16 protein-coding genes are annotated in these 17,474 nt (G+C 64.4%); 10 read left to right on the top strand and 6 right to left on the bottom strand.

The genetic code is table 11. The annotated features are described in order from the left end of the window. Positions 1–8 precede the first annotated feature (8 nt). The 8 genes from fdhF to FJ949_RS15840 all read left to right on the top strand — a co-directional run bounded on the left by fdhF (position 9) and on the right by FJ949_RS15840 (position 8,924). Positions 9–2,918 (top strand): formate dehydrogenase subunit alpha, encoded by a 2,910-nt coding sequence (gene fdhF, locus FJ949_RS15805; protein ID WP_140497042.1) that lies wholly within the window; start codon positions 9–11, stop codon positions 2,916–2,918. 129 nt (positions 2,919–3,047) lie between these two features. Beyond that, complete coding sequence (gene fdhD, locus FJ949_RS15810) at positions 3,048–3,878, top strand: formate dehydrogenase accessory sulfurtransferase FdhD (RefSeq protein ID WP_140497044.1); 831 nt, start codon at positions 3,048–3,050, stop codon at positions 3,876–3,878. Further along, positions 3,868–4,179 carry a formate dehydrogenase subunit delta gene (locus tag FJ949_RS15815; protein WP_140497046.1) on the top strand — a complete coding sequence of 104 codons (312 nt, stop codon included), beginning with the start codon at positions 3,868–3,870 and terminating at the stop codon, positions 4,177–4,179. Before fdhD ends, FJ949_RS15815 begins: the two co-directional genes overlap by 11 nt. A 112-nt stretch (positions 4,180–4,291) precedes the next feature. Beyond that, a complete protein-coding gene (locus FJ949_RS15820) occupies positions 4,292–5,845 on the top strand; it encodes an alpha/beta fold hydrolase (RefSeq protein ID WP_140497048.1) in 1,554 nt (517 codons plus the stop codon). Between the two features lie 274 nt (positions 5,846–6,119). Then, a complete protein-coding gene (locus FJ949_RS15825; RefSeq protein ID WP_246680011.1) occupies positions 6,120–6,431 on the top strand; it encodes a carboxymuconolactone decarboxylase family protein in 312 nt (103 codons plus the stop codon). A gap of 18 nt (positions 6,432–6,449) precedes the next feature. After that, positions 6,450–6,878, top strand: coding sequence for a nuclear transport factor 2 family protein (locus FJ949_RS15830; protein WP_224518980.1), 429 nt, complete (start codon positions 6,450–6,452; stop codon positions 6,876–6,878). 33 nt (positions 6,879–6,911) lie between these two features. Continuing rightward, positions 6,912–7,226 (top strand): hypothetical protein, encoded by a 315-nt coding sequence (locus FJ949_RS15835; RefSeq protein ID WP_140497050.1) that lies wholly within the window; start codon positions 6,912–6,914, stop codon positions 7,224–7,226. A gap of 288 nt (positions 7,227–7,514) precedes the next feature. Further along, positions 7,515–8,924: an FAD-binding oxidoreductase gene (locus tag FJ949_RS15840; protein WP_140497052.1), complete on the top strand. Its 1,410-nt coding sequence runs from the start codon at positions 7,515–7,517 to the stop codon at positions 8,922–8,924. 151 nt (positions 8,925–9,075) lie between these two features. Here the strand turns inward: FJ949_RS15840 and FJ949_RS15845 are convergent, their stop codons facing one another. The 6 genes from FJ949_RS15845 to FJ949_RS15870 form a co-directional block, all read right to left on the bottom strand. Then, on the bottom strand, positions 9,076–10,503 hold the full coding sequence (locus FJ949_RS15845; protein ID WP_140497054.1) for a gamma-aminobutyraldehyde dehydrogenase: 1,428 nt from the start codon (positions 10,501–10,503) through the stop codon (positions 9,076–9,078). A 156-nt stretch (positions 10,504–10,659) separates the two neighbouring features. Continuing rightward, positions 10,660–11,475, bottom strand: a complete 816-nt coding sequence (locus FJ949_RS15850; protein ID WP_140497056.1) for an ABC transporter permease — start codon at positions 11,473–11,475, stop codon at positions 10,660–10,662. After that, positions 11,465–12,430, bottom strand: coding sequence for an ABC transporter permease (locus FJ949_RS15855; protein ID WP_140497058.1), 966 nt, complete (start codon positions 12,428–12,430; stop codon positions 11,465–11,467). The genes FJ949_RS15850 and FJ949_RS15855 overlap by 11 nt, the downstream gene beginning before the upstream one ends. Positions 12,431–12,653: 223 nt before the next feature. Further along, positions 12,654–13,652 carry an ABC transporter ATP-binding protein gene (locus FJ949_RS15860; RefSeq protein WP_140497060.1) on the bottom strand — a complete coding sequence of 333 codons (999 nt, stop codon included), beginning with the start codon at positions 13,650–13,652 and terminating at the stop codon, positions 12,654–12,656. 188 nt (positions 13,653–13,840) lie between these two features. Next, positions 13,841–14,995 carry an ABC transporter substrate-binding protein gene (locus tag FJ949_RS15865; RefSeq protein WP_140497062.1) on the bottom strand — a complete coding sequence of 385 codons (1,155 nt, stop codon included), beginning with the start codon at positions 14,993–14,995 and terminating at the stop codon, positions 13,841–13,843. Positions 14,996–15,120: 125 nt separating this feature from the next. After that, positions 15,121–16,047, bottom strand: a complete 927-nt coding sequence (locus FJ949_RS15870; protein ID WP_027023699.1) for a LysR substrate-binding domain-containing protein — start codon at positions 16,045–16,047, stop codon at positions 15,121–15,123. An 88-nt stretch (positions 16,048–16,135) separates the two neighbouring features. On the opposite strand from FJ949_RS15870, the gene FJ949_RS15875 reads away from it, so the two are divergent. Both FJ949_RS15875 and FJ949_RS15880 read left to right on the top strand, forming a co-directional pair. Then, positions 16,136–16,585, top strand: coding sequence for an Rrf2 family transcriptional regulator (locus FJ949_RS15875; protein ID WP_140497064.1), 450 nt, complete (start codon positions 16,136–16,138; stop codon positions 16,583–16,585). Continuing rightward, positions 16,575–17,474 carry an NAD(P)/FAD-dependent oxidoreductase gene (locus tag FJ949_RS15880; protein ID WP_140497066.1) on the top strand — a complete coding sequence of 300 codons (900 nt, stop codon included), beginning with the start codon at positions 16,575–16,577 and terminating at the stop codon, positions 17,472–17,474. Before FJ949_RS15875 ends, FJ949_RS15880 begins: the two co-directional genes overlap by 11 nt.

A 17,474-nucleotide genomic window follows, 5' to 3' on the forward strand; every position in this document is an offset into this window, starting at 1 on the left:
GCTGGCAGATGAACATCAAAGCCGACTTCCCGACGCTTATCGAAGAGATCGATTACGGAACTCCGCAATCGAAGGCTGAGAAGCGGATCACGCTGACCGTCGACGGCCGCAGCATCAGCGTGCCGGAAGGCACGTCGATCATGCGCGCCGCGATGGAAAGCGGGGTCGAGATCCCGAAGCTATGCGCCACGGACATGCTGGACTCGTTCGGTTCCTGCCGCGTTTGCCTGGTCGAGATCGAAGGGCGCGGCGGCACGCCGGCGTCCTGCACGACGCCTGTCGGCGAAGGCATGGTGGTGCGCACGCGGTCGGAACGGCTCGACGCCATTCGCCGCGGCGTCATGGAGCTCTATGTCTCCGACCATCCGGTGGGCTGGAACGAGACGGCCGGAACCGGCGCCAGTGAGTTCGACGCGGTGGCGAAGTCGGTTGGCCTGACCGAGAACCGCTACGGCGTCGAAGGCCGCAATCACGTCAAGGAGGATGGCGTCGCGCCCGGCCACGGCTCGCTGGCCGTCGACTACGTCGCGCGTGACGAATCCAATCCGTATTTCACCTATGATCCGGCGCAATGCATCGTCTGTTCGCGTTGCGTGCGGGCCTGCGAAGAGGTGCAGGGCACCTTCGCGCTGACGATCGAGGGCCGCGGCTTCGAATCGCGCATGGTCGCCGGCATGCACGAGGATTTCATCGCTTCCGAATGCGTGTCCTGCGGCGCCTGCGTGCAGGCCTGCCCGACCGATGCGCTGCGCGAGAAGACAGTGCTCGCCAAGGGCCTGCCGGAACGCTCGGCCGTCACCACCTGCGCCTATTGCGGCGTCGGCTGCTCGTTCAAGGCCGAAGTGAAGGACGACGAGGTCATCCGCATGATGCCCTACAAGGAGGGCAAGGCCAATCACGGCCATTCCTGCGTGAAGGGCCGCTTCGCCTATGGCTATGCCACTCACAAGGACCGCATCCTGTCGCCGATGATCCGCGAGAAGGTCAGCGATCCCTGGCGCGAAGTGAGTTGGGAGGAGGCGATCGCCCACACGGCCAAGGAGTTCCGCCGCATCCAGTACCAGTACGGACGTACGGCGATCGGCGGCATCACCTCGTCGCGTTGCACCAATGAGGAGACCTATCTGGTCCAGAAGCTGGTGCGCCAGGGCTTCCGCAACAACAATGTCGATACCTGCGCGCGCGTCTGCCATTCGCCGACCGGCTACGGGCTCGGCCAGACCTACGGCACCTCGGCCGGCACGCAGGATTTCGATTCCGTCGAATTCACCGACGTCGCCGTCATCATCGGCGCCAATCCGGCTTCCGCACACCCGGTGTTCGCCTCGCGGCTGAAGAAGCGGCTGCGCCAGGGGGCCAAGCTGATCGTGCTCGACCCGCGCCGCACCGAGATGGTCAAGTCGGCGCATATCGAAGCCGACTACCACCTGCCGCTGAAGCCCGGCACCAATGTCGCCGTGCTGACGGCGCTCGCACATGTCATCGTCACCGAAGGCCTGTTCGACGAGGCCTTCGTCCGCGAGCGCTGCGACTGGACGGAATTCCAGGACTGGGCGTCCTTCGTCGCCCTGCCGGAGAACAGCCCCGAAACCGTCGGCAAGCTGTCCGGCGTCGATCCCGAACTGATCCGCGGTGCGGCACGTCTCTACGCCAAGGGCGGCAACGGGGCGATCTACTACGGCCTCGGCGTCACCGAGCACAGCCAGGGCTCGACCACGGTGATGGCGATTGCCAATCTCGCTATGGCCACCGGCAATATCGGTCGCCCGGGCGTCGGCGTGAACCCGCTGCGCGGCCAGAACAACGTGCAGGGCTCGTGCGACATGGGCTCCTTCCCGCACGAACTGCCAGGCTATCGCCATGTCTCGGGCGACGCGGTGCGCGACATCTATGAAAGCCTGTGGGGCGTGAAGCTGGACGACGAACCCGGCCTGCGTATCCCCAACATGCTGGATGCCGCCGTCGACGGCTCCTTCAAGGGCATCTACATCCAGGGCGAGGACATCCTGCAGTCCGATCCCGACACCAAGCATGTCGCCGCCGGACTGGCCGCGATGGAATGCGTGGTCGTGCACGACCTTTTCCTCAACGAGACGGCGAACTACGCGCATGTGTTCCTGCCGGGCTCGACCTTCCTTGAGAAGGACGGCACCTTCACCAATGCCGAGCGCCGCATCAACATGGTGCGCAAGGTGCTGGAACCGAAGGCGCGTTACGCCGATTGGGAAGCGACGCAGGAGCTTGCCCGTTCCGTCGGGCTGGACTGGAACTATGCGCATCCGTCCGAGATCATGGACGAAATCGCCAAGACGACGCCGAGCTTCTCCGGCGTCTCCTTCGAGTTGCTCGACCGCCTCGGATCGGTGCAGTGGCCCTGCAATGAGAAGGCCCCTCTCGGCACCCCGGTCATGCATGTCGACGGCTTTGTGCGCGGCAAGGGCAAGTTCATCCGCACCGAATATGTGGCGACGGACGAGCGAACCGGGCCGCGCTTCCCGCTGCTTTTGACCACCGGCCGGATCCTGTCGCAGTACAATGTCGGCGCGCAAACGCGGCGCACCGACAATATCATGTGGCACTCCGAGGACCGGCTGGAGATCCATCCGCACGACGCCGAGAACCGTGGCCTGCGCGACGGCGACTGGGTGCGGCTGACCAGCCGCTCCGGCGAGACGACGCTGCGCGCGCAGATCACCGACAGGGTGTCACCGGGCGTGGTCTATACGACCTTCCACCATCCCGACACGCAGGCCAACGTCATCACCACGGACTTTTCGGACTGGGCGACCAACTGTCCGGAATATAAGGTGACGGCGGTGCAGGTCGGTGCCTCCAACGGACCATCGGAATGGCAACGCGACTATGACGAGCAAGCGCGCAACAGCCGCCGCATCGCCCCGCTGGAAGCGGCGGAGTAGACCTTGGACGAGACATTCGACAGTAAGAGCTTCAATCTTGACGGTTGATCGCCCCCCACTCCGTCGAGCTTCGCTCGACACCTCTTCCCCGATCGACGGGGGAGAGGAAAGGCGCGAGGGGTGCGTCTCGTGACCCGCAAACGCCCCGCCATCACCGAAATGTCCCGTTTCGCTCGCCGCGCCAGCGGCACGGCAGCGGCCCGCCGCATGGTGCCGGAAGAAACGCCGGTGGCGTTCTCCTTTGCCGGTACGACGCATGCGGTGATGATGGCGAGTCCGGCCGATTTCGAGGATTTCGCGCTCGGTTTCTCGCTGACCGAAGGCATCATCGCTTCCCCCGAAGAGATCGAGGCAATCGAGGTCGAGGATCTCGGCGCCGGCATCGACATCCAGATCCGACTGAAGGACCAGGCCAACATGCGCTTCGAGGCGCGGCGGCGCAGGCTCGCCGGACCGGTCGGCTGCGGGCTCTGTGGCATCGAATCGATCGAGGAAGCAATGCGCTCGGTCGACGCAGTTGGTGCGTCTAAACTTACGCTTGATGCCGGCGACATCGTCCGCTCCGTCAAGCTTCTCTCGAAAATGCAGCCGCTGCACAGCGAGACGGGCGCGGTGCACGCCGCCGGCTTCTATATCCCGGGCAAGGGCGCCGTCATGGCGCGCGAGGATGTTGGCCGTCACAACGCACTGGACAAGCTGGCCGGTGCATTGGCCAAGGCCGGCATCGACGGCGCGACCGGCGCGGTAGTGGTGACGTCGCGCGTCTCCGTCGAGATGGTGCAGAAGACGGCGACGATCGGCTCGCCCTTCATCATTGCGGTCTCTGCGCCGACCGCGCTCGCCGTCCGCACCGCCGAACAGGCCGGCATGACGCTGGTGGCCTTGGTTCGCGGCGACGATTTCGATATTTTCACCCATCCGGACCGGGTGGTTCGCGGAGTTGCCAAACATGTCGCATGACGAAGACCACATCATGAGCACCAGCGAGAAGCTGGTGCGGATGGCCAACCAGATCGCGGCCTTTTTCCACTCCAGGCCGCGCGAAGAAGGCGTGGCCGGAGTGGCCGAGCATATCAACAAATTCTGGGAGCCGAGGATGCGGCGTCAGTTCTTCGAGATGCTGGACAGCGGCGGCGACGGCTTCGATGAACTCGTCGTGGCTGCCTCGACCAGGATCAAGCAGCCGGTCTCGCCCGCCGAGGCCGATCTGAAGCTCGGGCTCAAGCTTCCCCCAGGCGACGTAGCCGCCTCGCAAAAATAGCCATTGGTTCGCGTCCGCTTATATTTCCTTCCGCTAAAGTTTAAGCTGCCGCAAGCGACGCAGCTCTGCTATGGTCGGCGATCCGAAATCGTCAGGCCGGGCGGAACAACTCGTGAGGCCGATCGAGACCCGATACGCCCGTAGCGGCGACGTGCGGATCGCCTATCAGGTGGTCGGCCAAGGCGCGTTCGATCTCGTCTTCGTGCCGGGCTTCATCTCCAACCTCGACCTGCATTGGGAGGATGAAGGCTATAGCAGGCTGCTGAAACGGCTTTCCGCCTTCTCAAGGCTGATCCTATTCGACAAGCGCGGCACCGGCCTGTCCGACCGCGTCGATGCCAACCATCTCCCCAGCCTCGAAACGCGCATGGACGACGTGCGTGCGGTGATGGACGCGGCCGGCAGCGGCCGCGCGGCCCTGCTCGGCGCCTCGGAAGGCGCTCCGATGGCCATGCTGTTCGCCGCCACCTATCCGGAGCGGACACGCGCCCTGGCGCTCTATGGCGGCTATGCCCATTTCCACCGATGGGTGATGCCGCCGGAACGGCTGGAGGCATTCATCGCGACGACGGAAACCGCCTGGGGCACAGGCGCCACCTTGCCGCATTTTGCGCCCGGCCGCGTCGAAGACAGTCACTTTGCCGCTTGGTGGTCGCGATTCGAGCGGCTGTCGGCAAGTCCAACGGCGGCGGCGGCGCTGGCGCGAATGAATGCCGGCATAGACGTGCGCGGCATACTCTCGGCGATCAGCGCGCCGACGCTGCTGATCCACCGCCGCAACGACGCGCGCGTCGATCCCGATGCCAGCCGCTTTCTCGCCCGGAAAATCCCGAACGCCCGGCTTGTCGAAATCCCCGGGCGCGACCACCCGGTGTGGACCGGTGATGTCGACCGGGTCGCCGACCTGATCGAGGAATTCCTGACCGGCGAGCCGGCCGTGGCCGACAGCGAGCGCGTGCTCGCCGCATTGCTGGTGACGCGTATCTACGATACGGCGCGCCTCGGCGACCGCATGTGGAGCGAGCGCAGCCAGCGATTCCAGGAGACCTGGCGATTGCTGGTGGGGCGCCATGGCGGACGTGTCGCAGGCACGCATGGCGAGCTGATGATCTCGCGCTTCGACGGTCCGGCGCGCGCCATACGCTGCGCGGCGGCATTGCGCGAAGCGGCGCAGGAGATCGGTGTGGCCAGTGCACAGGGCGTGCATGTCGGCGAGATCGAGATGCGCGGACCGCCGGTCGGCTTGACTGCACGCGTGACCATACAACTTGCGGCCCATGCCAGCCGCGGCGAGATCCTGGCGTCGCGGCTGGTTTCCGACCTGGCGACCGGCTCCGGCCTACACTTCATCGATGGCGGACGCATTGCGCTCGACGAGTTGGACGAGCCGTTGGCGTTTGTTCTTGCGACGTCCGAGCAGCATCTGGAACCCGCCTGCCGATCCAAGCCCAGGCCTGCCGAACCGGCCGCGCTGACGGCGCGCGAAAGCGAGGTGGTGAGCCTGATCGCCGACGGCAAAAGCAATGCCGCGATCGCCGCCGAGCTCAACCTCAGCGAGCATACGGTCAAGCGTCACGTCGCCAACATATTGCTCAAGCTCGACCTGCCGTCGCGGGCGGCGGCGGCCGCGTTTTCGGCACGGAACCCTGGCCCGCACGGGCCATAAAGGCCATGGCGCTTTCGGGCGAAGCGGCCGATGGCGTCGGGGATTATCAATTCTTCCCATGCAGGCCAGGCGATATCGCCGTGACGGTACTGCGAAGGGAGGATGAAATGGTGAAATCAAGTCGCAAGACCAGATTGCTCGTCATCGCGGCCGGCGTCGGCGCCTTGCTGGCCCTGGCTCCGGCTGGGCCGAGGATGCCTCGGCGACGGCAGCATACAAGGACATAGAGGCCACGCTCGGCTCCATACCGGACATGTTCAGGACTTTGCCTGACGTGGCGGTCGCCGGTGCCTGGGCCGAGATAAAGTCGATGCAGCTCAACCCCAAGACCGCACTCGACGGCAAGACCAAGGAACTCATGGGGCTTGCCGTCGCCTCGCAGATTCCTTGCCAGTACTGCGTCTACTTCCACACCGAGGCCGCCAAGCTCAACGGCGCGACCGACGAGGAGATCAAGGAAGCGGTGGCGATGGCGGCGATCGTTCGCCACTGGTCGACGATGCTCAACGGCAGCCAGGTCGACCTCACAGCCTTCAAGAAGCAGACCGACGACGTGTTCGCGGCCGTGAAGGCCAAGTCGCAGTGACACTATCGCTGCACGGCGATGACCGCCGGGCAGCACTTTGCTCATCAACCGCCCGATCGGGAAGACGGGCCCATGGAGGACGAAATGCTGACCAAGACACAGACCGTTGACGGCGCGGCAATCAAGAAAGCCATCGAAGGGCGCGACGGACAGATGCTGTCGAGCTTTTACGCCGACGATGCGGTGTTGCGGGTCGTCGACCGCAATAATCCGCCGAGCAAGCCGCGCGAGATCCGCGGCCGAGCGGCGATCAGCACATTCTGGGACGACATCTGCAGCCGGGCAATGACCCACAAGGTCGATACCACCATTGCCGATGGCGACAATCTCGCCTTCACGCAAGCCTGCGCCTACCCGGACGGGACCAAGGTGTTCTGTGCGGCGATGCTGGAACTCAAGGGCGGGCGGATTGCACGGCAGACGGTCGTGCAGGCCTGGGACGAGTAAGCGGCATCAGCCGCATCTTCGGAGGAGGAAAACATGTTCAGCGCCAGATGGCAGATCGACGCCAGGTTCGGACACAAGCAGACCGTGCTCGACCTCTTGCGGAAATGGGAATCCGAGATCGGTTCGCAGGTCGGCGTCGCCGACCTGAAGTTCCAGATCATGACGGGTTCGATCGGCGCGCGGGAGGCGACGGTCGAATCTCACCACCAGGTCGAAAGCCTGGCCCAGTTGGAAGAGTTCTTCGCCAGGATCGGCAAGATCGACGCGCATGCCAAATGGGGCAAGGAGATCGAGCCTTACGTCGTGTCGGGCACCAGCCTCTGGCAGATTTTCCGCATCGTCGAATAATGCATGTCGCCCAAAGGTGCCCATAGAACAACGATCTGAAGCGCGCCGCATCGGTCCCTTTCGACGCGACGCGCTTTCGCTACCATGACGGCTTCCGCCTGCCCGCTATGGCTCTCCCGGGCCATTTCCCCACTGGCCCTTTCGGGCGAAGCAGCGAGGAGCCGGATCGGTGCAATGTGCTCTCCTGCACCATCCTGCGCACCCGACGGATGGACGGCACAAGCAAAGCAACAAGATAAATCGTCGCGTCGAAACCATATGGCGCGGGCGCGATCAGGGAGGAAACCGATGACCGACGAAACCTATGCAAAACTGCGTGAAGGCTTGCGCGGAGAGCTGATCCTGCGCGGCGAAGCCGGCTATGAGGAGGCCCGCAAGGTTTACAACGGCATGATCGACAAGAGTCCGGCGCTGATTGCACGCTGCGTCGATGTCGCCGACGTGATCACCGCTGTAAGGTTCGCGCGCATAAACGACCTCCTCATCGCCGTGCGCAGCGGCGGCCACAACGGCGCGGGATTGGGGATTTGCGACAACGGTCTCGTCATCGACCTGTCGATGATGAAAGGCGTCCATGTCGACCCGAAAACCCGCACCGTGAGGGTCGCGCCCGGCTGCACTTCGGGCGACGTGGACCACGCCACCCATCCTTTCGCGCTCGCCGTTCCGTTCGGCATCGTTTCGACCACGGGCGTCGCCGGCCTTACCCTCGGTGGAGGAACCGGCTATCTCACGCGCAAATACGGCCTCACCATCGATAATCTGATCGAGGCCGATCTGGTGCTGGCCGATGGCAGCATGGCGAAGGCCAGCAAAAGCGAGAATCCCGACCTGTTCTGGGCGCTCCGGGGCGGCGGCGGCAATTTTGGCGTGGTAACCAGCTTCCTGTTCCAGGCTCATCCGGTGAACATGATCTTCGGCGGTCCGGTGTTCTGGGACGCCAGGCACGCGTCGGCGGTCATGCGTACCTATCGCGACTACCTGCCGGAAGCGCCGGAAGACCTCGGCGCTTTCGTCGGCCTCAAATCCGTCCCTTCGAGCGATCCTTTCCCGCGCGAGCATTGGGGCAAGCGCGCCTGTGCCATCATCTCGTGCTACAACGGCACGGAGGAGGACGGGCGCAAGGCGATGGCGCCGCTGCTGGACACCTTGCCGCCGCCAATGTTCAACTGGATGGGCGTAATGCCGTTCCCGGCGATGCAGTCGCTATTCGACCCGCTCCTTCCGAAAGGCCTGCAATGGTACTGGAAGGGCGATTTCGTCAAGTCGCTTCCCGACGAAGCGATCGCGACCCATATCGCACAGGCCGCCCAGGCGCCCAGCGAATTGTCGCTCATGCATCTATACCCGATTGACGGCGCCGTCCGCCGCGTCGGCAAGGACGAGACCGCCTGGAACGCGCGTGACGCAAGCTGGTCGATGGTCATCGCCGCCATCGACCCCGATCCGGGCAAAGCCGCCGACCTGACCGCGTGGGCACGGAATTACTGGGCGAGCGTCCATCCCCATAATGGCGAGGGCGGCTACGTGAACTTCATGATGGACGATGAAGGAGACGCGCGCTTGCAGGCGAGCTATGGCGGAAATTACGAGCGGCTGAGCCAGGTTAAGCGAACCTACGACCCATCCAATGTCTTCCGGGTCAACCTAAACATCAAGCCTGCGACATCGGCGATGCCGGGCCGGACGGCCGCGTAGTGCCGGGGTCTCGCCGCTGATGCCGTTCGGCGGCCGTGCCTGTCAGATGCAGCGCAATCGCGAAGTGGAATGGCGCTGACGACCCTCTCAAGCGGGGTCGCCGGCGCCGGCCACAGCCATATAAGATCTGCCTTTGCCGGAACGAGACAGATTACCCGTGCGCCACCATCACATGGCGCACGGCGGTATAATCCTCCAGCGCGTAGAGCGACATGTCCTTGCCGTAGCCGGACTGCTTCAGCCCGCCATGCGGCATCTCGTTGGTCAGCATGAAGTGGGTGTTGATCCAGGTGCAGCCATATTGCAGGCGAGCGGCGGTCGCCATGGCGCGCGAGACGTCCCTGGTCCACACCGACGATGCCAGGCCATAATCGCTGTCATTGGCCCAGTTCACCGCCTCGTCGACATCCGAGAAGCGGGTCACCGAGACGACCGGGCCGAAGACTTCGCGGCGCACGATCTCGTCCTCCTGCAAGGCGCCGGCGACGACGGTCGGCTGGTAGTAGAAGCCGGTGCCCTCGCCCGGCTTGCCGCCGGTGGTGATCTCGATGTGCTTCAATTCCGAGGCGCGCTCGACGAAGCTCGAGACACGGTCGCGTTGGCGGCGCGAGATCAGCGGGCCGATCTCGTTCTCGGCATCGTCCGGCAGATTGTACTTGATGGTCGACACGGCCGAGGAGAGATCGGCGACGAGCTTGTCGTAGACCTTCTTGCCGGCATAGATGCGGCAGGCGGCGGTGCAGTCCTGGCCGGCATTGTAGTAGCCGAAGGCGCGCAGGCCGTTGACCACGGCGCCGAGGTCGGCATCATCGAAGACGATGACCGGGGCCTTGCCGCCGAGTTCCAGATGCGTGCGCTTGACCGACTTGGCGGCCGCCTGCAGCACCTTCTTGCCGGTGGCGACATCGCCGGTGATCGAGATCATGTTGACCTTGGGATGGTTGATCAGCGTATTGCCGACGCTGTCGCCGCGTCCGAGCACGACATTGACGACCCCTTCGGGCAGGATTTCGGCCAGGATCTTCGCCAGTTTCAGCGCCGTCAGCGGCGTCTGTTCCGACGGTTTGAAGACGACCGTATTGCCGCCGCCGATCGCCGGCGCCAGCTTCCAGGCCATCATCATCAACGGGTAATTCCACGGCGCGATGGAAGCGACGATGCCGATCGGATCGCGCCGGACCATCGAGGTGTGGCCCGGCAGGTATTCGCCGGCTACCTGGCCTGGCATGGAGCGGACGGCGCCGGCGAAGAAACGGTAGCAGTCGACGATCGCCGGGATTTCATCATTGAGCACGGCATTGATCGGCTTGCCGCAGTTCAGCGCCTCGAGCGCCGCGAATTCCCTGGCTTCGGCCTCTATGCGGTCGGCGATCTTAAGGAGATAGCCCGAGCGCTGCGCGGGCGTGGTACGCGACCAAGCCGTGAACGCCTTCCCGGCAGCCGTCACCGCCGCCTCGATCTGCGCCGGGCTCGCCTCGGGGAGATTGAGAATGGTCGCCCCGGTCTTCGGATTGAGGACCGACTCCTCGGTCTCGGTGCCTTTCTCGAACTTCGAGCCGATCAGCATCTGGGTGTCCATTGGGTTCTCCATTGGCAATAGTGAGTAGTGAATAGTGAGTAGTGAGTAGTGAGTAGTGAGTAGGTTTCTGCCGCGTATTCACTATCCAAAACTACTATTCACCATCCTCCCATTCACTATTCACTACTCACTACTCACTACTCACTGCTCACTATTTCATTTCCCGCTGCCGGCGATCTGGTCGCCGTCGCGGGTCAGGTAGTAGGCGGCGAGGATCGGCAGCAGCGTCACCAGCACCACCACCATCGCCACGACATTGGTGACCGGGCGCTGGCGCGGGCGGATCAGTTCTTCAAGCATCCAGATCGGCAGCGTCTGCTGCTGGCCGGCGGTGAAGGTGGTGACGATGACCTCGTCGAACGACAGCGCGAAGGCCAGCATGCCGCCGGCAAGCAGCGCCGTGGCGATGTTGGGCAACACGATATGCCGGAAGGTCTGGAAACCATCCGCGCCGAGATCCATCGAGGCCTCGATCATCGAGCCCGAGGTGCGGCGGAAGCGGGCAACGGCATTGTTGTAGACGACAACCACGCAGAAGGTGGCGTGGCCGAGCACGATCGTCCAGAACGAGAACGGAATGTCGGCCAGCGCGAAAGCCGAACGCAGCGCAATGCCGGTGATGATGCCGGGCAGCGCGATCGGCAGGATGACCAGCAGCGAAATGGTTTCACGGCCGAAGAATTTCGTCCGTGACACCGCGGCGGCGCACAGCGTGCCGAGAACCAGCGCGATGGCCGTCGAGATGGCGGCGACGCGCACCGAGAGCGACAGCGCTTCCCACACGTCCGGCCGGTTCCAGGTGACAGCGAACCACTGCGTGGTGAGCCCCGGCGGCGGCCAGACGAAGCTCTTCTCCTCCGTCGTGAAGGCATAGACGAAGATCAGCAGGATCGGCAGATGCAGGAACAGCAACCCGCAAGCGGCGGCGATTTTGAGGCCAAGCGGAGCCGATTGGGCACGGTCAGAGCGCATCGAAGGCCCCCATGCGCTTGGCGCCCCAGAGATAGAAGCCCATGATGACGATGGGCACGACAGTGAAGGCGGCGGCGAGCGGGATGTTGCCGGCCGTGCCTTGCTGCGAATAAACGGCCTGGCCGATGAACAGGCGCGACGTGCCGATGATCTGCGGGATGATGTAGTCGCCCAATGTCAGCGAAAAGGTGAAGATCGAGCCGGCGACGATCCCCGGCAGCGCCAGCGGGAACAGCACATTGCGGAAGGTCTGGCCTGGCGAGGCACCGAGATCGGAAGAGGCCTCGACCAGATTGCCGGGCACGCGCTCGAGGGCTGCCTGCACCGGCAGGATCATGAAGGGCAGCCAGACATAGACGAAGACGATGAAGGTGCCGGTGAAGGACACCGACAGCGAGTTGCCGCCGACGACCGGCAGCGACAGCCACGCATCGAGCAACCACAACAGGTTCAGCTTGGCGAGCAGCCAGGTGAGAATGCCTTCCTTGGCCAGGATCAGTTTCCAGGCGTAGATCTTGACCAGGTAGCTCGACCACAGCGGCAGCATGACGCCGAGATAGAACAGCGCCTTCCAGCGGCCGCGCGCATAGCGCGCCGCGTAGTAGGCGATGGGGAAAGCGACGACGGCCGAGGCCAGGGTCACCAGGGCCGCCATCGTCACCGTGCGCAGGATGATGTCGAGATTGGCGGCCTGCAACAGGTCGCCATAGGTCTTCAACGTGAACTCACGATTGATGAGGCCGGAGAACTCGTCGATCGAGAAAAAGCTCTGCGCCAAAAGAGCGAACAACGAGCCGATGTAGACGATGCCGAGCCACAGGACCGGCGGCAGCAGCATAAGCAGAAGGAGCAGTTGCGGCCTGCGCCAGAAGAGGTCGGAGAGCGCGCCGCGTATGCCGCCGCTGCCGGGCAGGATGGCAGGGGCTGGGCTGGGGTTGAGCGCGGCAATGGTCATGGGGCCGCCGTGTGCTGAAGAGAATTATATGAGAGGCCGCGTTCTGCGTCGCCCCCCTCTGTCCTGCCGGACATCTCCCCCTCACGGGGGGAGATTGGCAATTTCTCGGCCTCGCCAATTCTGCGACGTTGGAAATTGGCGAAACCCGAAAGGGCAGCCAATCTCCCCCCTTGAGGGGGAGATGTCCGGCAGGACAGAGGGGGGTGCTTCGCGCAAGCCTTCATCACACCGGCTCGTCCATCAAATGCAGGCTCTCGCGGTTGAAGGTGAGCACCACCGCCTCGCCTTCCCTGGGCAAGGCCGTGCCGGCAGGCACGATGGCGTGCAATTTCAGACCGTCGGCATCGAGCGCCAGCCTGGTGGTCGCCCCGAGATAGTTAGTTGAGACGAGGCGCGCGGCGACGCCCTCGCCGCTCGCCGCGCGGCCGACGCGGATGGATTCGGGTCGCAGGCTGCCCCAGCGGCGCTGGCCGCAATAGCGCTGGACGAAATCCGGCGGCAGCACGTTGGAGGAACCGACGAAATCAGCGACGAAGCGGGTGCTCGGCCGCTGGTAGATATCTTCCGGCGTGCCGATCTGCATGATCCTGCCGTCGTTGAAGACGGCGACGCGATCGGCCATCGACAGCGCCTCGCCCTGATCGTGAGTGACGAAGACGAAGGTTATGCCGAGCGCCTTTTGCAGCGACTTCAGCTCTTCCTGCATGTTCTCGCGCAGTTTGAGGTCGAGCGCGCCGAGCGGCTCGTCGAGCAGCAGCACCTTGGGCTGGTTGACCAGTGCGCGGGCCAGCGCGACGCGCTGGCGCTGGCCGCCGGAAAGCTGGCCGGGGCGGCGGGCGCCGTAGCCGGGCAGCCTGACCAGCGACAGCGCCTCTTCCGCTGCCTTGTGCCGCCCGGCCTTGCCGACGCCCTTGACCATCAATCCGTAGGCGACATTGTCGAGCACATCGAGATGCGGGAACAGCGCATAGTCCTGGAAGACAGTGTTGACGTTGCGGCGAAAAGGCGGAACGCCCTCGGCGCGCTCGCCGAAGATCGAGATCGAACCCGCCGTCGGCTGCTCGAAACCGGCAATGAGGCGCAGGCAGGTCGTCTTGCCGGAACCGGACGGCCCGAGCATGGCGAAGAACTCGCCAGGTACGATTTCGAGGTCGACCGTGTCGACGGCGCGCACGCTGCCGAAATGGCGCGAGACTTTTTGAAAGGAAACGGCTGAGGTCATGGAGTGTCCTGATCTGCCGGGCTCATCGATCTCAGGCGGCGCCGCCCCTCATCCGCCTGCCGGCACCTTCTCCCCGTGAAGGACAGGGGAAGGGACGCGCGCCAACGCTGGCGATCCCCTCTCCCCGTTCTTCACGGGGAGAGGGTAAGGGTGAGGGGCGGCGCCGGCTTCGGCAAAGTAAGGCTAGGTCACCGCCCGCCGATGACGCCGATATAGTCCGACACCCAGCGGTAATAGGGCACGCACTGGTCGTTCTGGGTGGCGCATTTGGTCACCGGCGTCTTCCAGAACTTGATCTTGTCGAAATTTTCGTAGCCGTTGGTCTTGCAGCCTTCGTCGGTCAGCAGCTCGTTGCCCTTGCAGGCGGCGGGGACGACCGGTAGCGAGCCGAACCAGGCCGAGACGTCGCCCTGCACCTTGGGCGAGAGCGAGTGTTCGAGCCACATGTAGGCGCAGTTCGGGTGCGCCGCGTCGGTCTCCATCATGGTGGTGTCGGCCCAGCCGGTGACGCCTTCCTCCGGCACGGTCGAGGCAACGGGCTTCTTGGCGGCGACCAGCGTGTTGACCTGGTATGGCCACGAACCGGAGGCAACCACGCCTTCGTTCTGGAAATCGTCAACCTGGATGGCGGCGTCGTGCCAGTAGCGGCCGACCAGCGTGCGCTGGACGCGCAGCAACTCGAGCGCGGCCTTGTACTGGTCCTCGTTCAACTCATAGGGGTCCTTGATGCCGAGCTCCGGCTTGTGAAACATCAGGTAGTTGGCGGCATCGGCAATGTGGATCGGGCCGTCATAGGCCTGGACGCGGCCCTTGTTGGACTTGCCGTCCGGCAGCTTCATCTCCTCGAAGACGATGTTCCAGCTCTTGGGCGCTTCCTTGAAGACATCGGTATTGTACATCAGCACGTTCGGCCCCCACTGGTAGGGAACGCCGTAATGCACCTTGTCGACGGTGAACCAGGGGGCGTCCTTGATGCGGTCGTCGACCGTCTTCCAACTCGGGATGAGATCGGTATTGATCGGCTGCACGCGCTTGCCGGCAACGAGGCGCAGCGATGCATCGCCCGAAGCGGTGACGAGGTCGAAGCCGCCCTCGTTCATCAGCGAGACCATCTCGTCCGACGTGTTGGCGGTCTTGACGTTGACCTTGCAGCCGCTTTCCTTCTCGAAGGCGGTTACCCAGTCATAGCCCTTGTCGGTTTCGCCACGCTCGATATAGCCCGGCCAGGCGACGATATTGACCTCGCCTTCACCTTTGCCGAGTTCCGTGACCTGAGCGATGGCCTGGCCGGAGAAGGTCAGCGCGACCGTCAATGCAGTGCATGACTTCAGGAATGAATTCATCGTCGATCTCCCATTGATAGGGCCCGCGCTTCGGCGGCGGCTTGTTCCCTGAAGCGAAGTTGCTGTGAAAATCCCGGTTTCGCAAATTCATTTATCAGAAGGGGGATATCGGTTTTTCCGATAGATCAGCGGCCGTTCTTGTCGGGGCGCTGGCGAACCATGCGCTGCGACTGCGCCAGGCCGATGAAATCGCGCGCAGCCTGCGGCAGGCCGGAGCCGCGGCGCCAGACCATCCCGACCTGGACGACGGGTAGGGCACCGGAGACGTCGCGCGATTCGATGCGGTCGCCTTCCAGCGACCACGGCCGGTAGACGAGGTCGGGCAGCAGCGCCACGCCCGCGCCGGTGGCGACAAGGCTGCGCACCGCTTCGACCGAACGGGTGCGGAAGGCGACATGCGGCTTGGCGCCGATTGCCGTCAGCAGCTTGCCGGTGTTCTCCTCGATCTCGTCGACGGTCAGCATGATCAGCGGCTCCGAAGCGATGTCGCCGATGCCGATGATGTCGGCGCCGGCGAGCGGATGCCCGAGCGGCAGCCACAGGCGGTAAGCCGAGACTTCGAGGATTTCGGATTGCAGCGCGGTTCGGTCGCGCAGATTGGACGTGACCATGACCGCGATGTCCAGCTTGCCGCCGATCAGCAGATGCTCGAGATAGTCGCCATTGTCCTCGATTGCCGAGACCTCGACGCCGGGATAGGCACGGCGGTAGCGGGCAAGCAGGTCCGACAGCACATAGCCGGCGACCAGCGAGGTGACGCCGAGCTGCAGCCTGCCGCCCGCTGTCGCCTGCTCGCCGAGGAAGGCGCGGCGCGCATCGGACACATCGGCCAGGATCTTGGTGGCGTGACGCAGGAACTGGTGGCCCTTGTGGGTGATGTTGAGGCCGCGCGGATGGCGGTCGAACAATTCGACGCCGAGGTCGCCTTCGAGCTCCTTGATCGCTTCGGTGACCGAGGATTGCGAAATGGAGAGGTTCTGCGCGGCACCCGACACCGTGCCCTGCTCGGCGACGGCGATGAAGAACTGCAACTGGCGGATGGTGAAAGCCATGGCCCGGACTAAACACGGCGGAGACGACGCTGGGAAGTGGAACGGATCGGCAACTTGACGGCCCCAGAATCGTAACTAAATAAGTTACATGAAACGCAACAGCCGGCTGTCTTCCACCTTGCACATTCTGGTCCACATGGCCGAGAAGCCCGAGCGGGCGCTGACCTCGGAGCAGCTTGCCACCTTCATCCATACCAATCCGGTCGTGGTGCGCCGCAACATCGCCGGGTTGCGGGATGCCGGCATCGTCACCTCTTCACGCGGACATGGCGGCGGCTGGCTGCTCGGGCGCCCGCCCGACGAGATCTCGCTGGCCGAAATCAGCGCCGCGCTTGGCGAGACGCTGCTGCCGTTCGGCACCGAGCCGGAGAGCCCCGGCTGCCTTGTCGAGCAGGCCGTGATCGCCGTCCTCGACGATTTTCGGATCGCGGCGGAGAAGCTGCTGGCGGAGAAGCTCAGCCGTATCACGCTGGCCGACCTGACCGCCGACTTCCGCCGCCGTTACGACCTCATCGGAGTCTCCAGCCATGCAGTATGATCTTGCCGTCGTCGGCGGCAGCTTTGCCGGCTTGTCCGCCGCCATCCAGGCGGCCCGGGCCCGGCGCAACGTCCTGGTGATCGACGCCGGCCAGCCCCGAAATCGGTTCGCCGCGCATTCGCACGGCTTCCTCGGCCAGGACGGGCGCACGCCAGGCGCCATCCTGGAGGAGGCAAGACGGCAGTTGCTAGCCTATCCGACGGCTCGCCTTGTCAACGGACGTGCGGACAAGGCGGTCGCCAATAGCAGCAGCGACTTCGAAATCAGCACAGAGGGCGGCGAGACCTTTGGCGCCGCGCGGCTGGTTCTGGCCACCGGCGTGCGCGACATCCTGCCGGAAGTTCCCGGGCTTGCCGAGCAGTGGGGCAAGACCGTGCTGCACTGCCCCTATTGCCACGGCTACGAGGTTTCCGGCGGGCCGCTTGGCGTGCTGGCGACCGGGCCCATGTCCCTGCATCAGGCGCAGTTGATCGCCGACTGGGGCGACGTCACGCTGTTCGGCAATCGCCTGATCGAGCCCGATGCCGAACAGATGTCTGTCCTTGAAGGCAAGAATGTGAGGTTCGAACCCGCTGCGGTCGCCGAACTGCGGGAGGATGGCGCGGGCGGCTTGACGGTGATCCTCGACGGCGGCCGAAAGGCGGGGGTTCGCGCGATATTCACCGCGCCGCGCAATACAATGGCGAGCCCGGTGGCCGAACAGCTCGGTTGCGGCTTCACGGACGGTCCCCTTGGCCCGGTGATATCAATCGATGACAGGCAGCAGACGACGGTTCCCGGCGTCTACGCCGCCGGGGACGCGTCACGCGCGATGCACAACATCGCCTTCGCCGTATCGGGCGGCGCCTTCGCCGGCATATGCGCCCACCAGTCGCTGGTGTTCGGTTAG

Source organism: Mesorhizobium sp. B2-4-1, assembly GCF_006442185.1.
Classification (GTDB): domain Bacteria; phylum Pseudomonadota; class Alphaproteobacteria; order Rhizobiales; family Rhizobiaceae; genus Mesorhizobium.